General features: G+C 66.8%; 1 protein-coding gene and 2 pseudogenes. 2 read left to right on the top strand and 1 reads right to left on the bottom strand.

Going from position 1 to position 1,546, the window contains the following annotated elements; translation table 11 throughout:
- Positions 1–112 (bottom strand): annotated as a pseudogene (locus tag ATN37_RS31620) (antibiotic biosynthesis monooxygenase); the annotation flags it as partial.
- 107 nt (positions 113–219) lie between these two features.
- Between ATN37_RS31620 and ATN37_RS31615 the strand changes: the two are divergent.
- Together ATN37_RS31615 and ATN37_RS31610 are read left to right on the top strand one after the other, a co-directional pair.
- Positions 220–1,161, top strand: coding sequence for a GlxA family transcriptional regulator (locus ATN37_RS31615; RefSeq protein ID WP_187036562.1), 942 nt, complete (start codon positions 220–222; stop codon positions 1,159–1,161).
- Between the two features lie 221 nt (positions 1,162–1,382).
- Positions 1,383–1,546 (top strand): annotated as a pseudogene (locus tag ATN37_RS31610) (ISL3 family transposase); the annotation flags it as partial.

Here is a 1,546-nt window from a genome sequence, read left to right as displayed (position 1 = left end):
CGTTGGCGAGCGCGACAGCGCCGGCGAGCAGATCGGCGAGCGCGTCGTGCTGTCCATCGGCCGCGACGATCTTGGCGACGAAGGCATACGGAAGTGATGCGGGTGTGGACATGAGGGGTTCTCCTTGAAGTCGGGGTTCTTCGTGGGGCGAGTTCAGCGTACGACGAGCAAGGGCATGTGAGAAGTGGCGTATACGGCAGTATTGCTATTGTTCGCGCCATGCGTATCGGACTGATCGCGATCGACGGCTGCTTCGGTTCGGCTGTCGCGTCGATCATCGACATCGTGCGGGTGGCCGACGGAGCCCGCAGCGATGTCGACCCGCGGATCGACCCGATCGAACTCGCCATCCTCGGACCGAAACGGCGAGTGACCACGACAACATCGATGACCCTGTCGGTGGACCACCCGCTGTCGGAGTCCGCAGAGTTCGACGTGGTCGTCGTCCCTGCGCTTGGAACCCTCACGGCCGCCGCGACCCACGACGCCCTCCAGAGCCGAGATGCTCGTTCGGTCATCGCCTCGCTCGGGCGCCTCGACGAGGCGACCACCCGGATCGCCGCGGCGTGCACCGGCGTGTTCGCTGTCGCCGAGACCGGACGGATGCATCATCGGCGGGCGACGACCAGCTGGTTCCTGGGGCCGGAGTTCCTGAAGCGCTATCCGACCGTCGCCCTCGATCTCGACACCATGGTCGTGGTCGACGGGAACCTCGTCACCGCCGGCGCCGCGTTCGCCCACATCGACCTCGCGCTCTCACTCGTGCGATCGATCAGCCCCGACCTGGCCCAACATGTCGCCAAGCTCCTCATCATCGACGAGCGTCCGTCGCAGGCGGCCTTCGTCGCCTACGAACATCTCCGGCACGAGGACCCGATCGTCGTCGAGTTCGAACGCTTCGTGCGCGCCCGCCTGGACGAACCGTTCAACGTCGCCTTCGTCGCGCAGTCGCTCGGCACCAGCCGGCGCACCCTCGAACGACGAGTCCGTGCGGCGCTCAACCTCACTCCGCTCGGCTTCGTCCAACGGCTTCGCACCGAACGAGCTCGGCACCTCTCAGCAACCACGGACCTCACCTCCGCCGAGATCGCGCTACGGGTCGGCTACGCGAACGCCGAGACTCTGCGCTCCCTCCTGCGCAGGGAGCGACGCCGTTCCTGACCTATCGCCATGCCTGTAGCCGGTGTCCTAGTGCTCGACTGGAACCACCTCTCAGCACGTCGCGTCGACGCTCCTGCGTCGCCCCTGGACGACCCACTCGACACGCCCGCAGCACAGGCCATGTGACGTGCCCCGGCTTCCCGGACGGTCGGGGTTGGGTGGCTGTGATGTCGCTGCGTTCTCGTCGAGGGGGTCAGCAGACCCGATCAGGGTCGATTGGGATGAGACGCGAAGGCGGCCTCGGTCTGAGCGTGACCGGACAACGACTTGAACCGGATCGTGCGGTCCTCGCGTGCCGCGTGGTGGAACCAGATCAGTGGTGCCGACGGTGCGGCAGCGAAGGCGCTGCTCGTGACACCGTGATCCGGCGGTTGGCCCACGAGCC

Source organism: Rhodococcus sp. MH15 (assembly GCF_019266045.1).
Classification (GTDB): Bacteria; Actinomycetota; Actinomycetes; order Mycobacteriales; family Mycobacteriaceae; genus Rhodococcus_F; species Rhodococcus_F qingshengii.
Note: the sequence above shows the minus strand (reverse complement) of the source record. Positions and strands in the feature narration are given on the sequence as shown.

Bases quoted from the DNA above. Each gene is read 5' to 3' on its own strand.
- ATN37_RS31615 (WP_187036562.1), top strand. From the start codon at position 220: ATGCGTATCGGACTGATCGCGATCGACGGCTGCTTCGGTTCGGCTGTC.